Source organism: Polaromonas sp. P1_G2, assembly GCF_056405515.1.
The window spans coordinates 1-632 of sequence record NZ_JBFUBY010000678.1; the positions used below are offsets into that span (position 1 = coordinate 1).

1 protein-coding gene is annotated in these 632 nt (G+C 62.9%); it reads left to right on the forward strand.

Annotated features, from left to right (window positions below):
* Window positions 1–86: 86 nt before the first annotated feature.
* Window positions 87–632, forward strand: a 546-nt coding sequence (locus tag AC1D0P_RS26905) for a hypothetical protein (RefSeq protein WP_477679526.1), incomplete at its 3' end; no start/stop codon positions are given.

A 632-nucleotide genomic window follows, 5' to 3' on the forward strand; every position in this document is an offset into this window, starting at 1 on the left:
GCTTGGTGTATGAACTGGGCGCGCGCGGGTCGCCGAACCACCGTACCCTGCTCCTACACTGCCCGGGCAGCCGGCAGCGAGCCAGCTTGTGGCTGCACGAGCGCTTTGCCTTTGACGATCAGAATGGCCAGGAGGTGTTCGATGCCTGCATCGAACACCTGGACCTCAAGGGTGTGCCGATAGTGCCCGGTTTCTCGGCACTGATTGCCCTCGGCAGCTGGCCGCTTCGCGACAGCTCGCCACCGCAGATTGCATTACCGTCGGCTGTGCTGGCCTACACAACTGGTGACCTACGCCCTTGGCGCTCGGTGTGGAGTCGAAACCAGAACGCGGACGGGTGGCAGCTAAACATTGACAACGCCGAAGATGAGGAGCGCCCCGCGGGTTGGACTGCTGCGCACGAGCGCGCGCTACTTGCGGTGAGWCCACCCTTCCGCGCAACGCAAGACACCGATAAGGGCGTGTCAGTTTCCGAGACGCAAACATTTCGACGCCCAGTGCTGCTGGATGCAACGCTGCTCAAGTGCGCATTGTTGGCAGTGGCCCTGCCGCAGGCCCTTGTTGAAGCAGCAGACACTCCGCTACGGGCGGAAGCTGATGCCGTGATGGCCAAGCTGCGTGGGCGTGAAAAC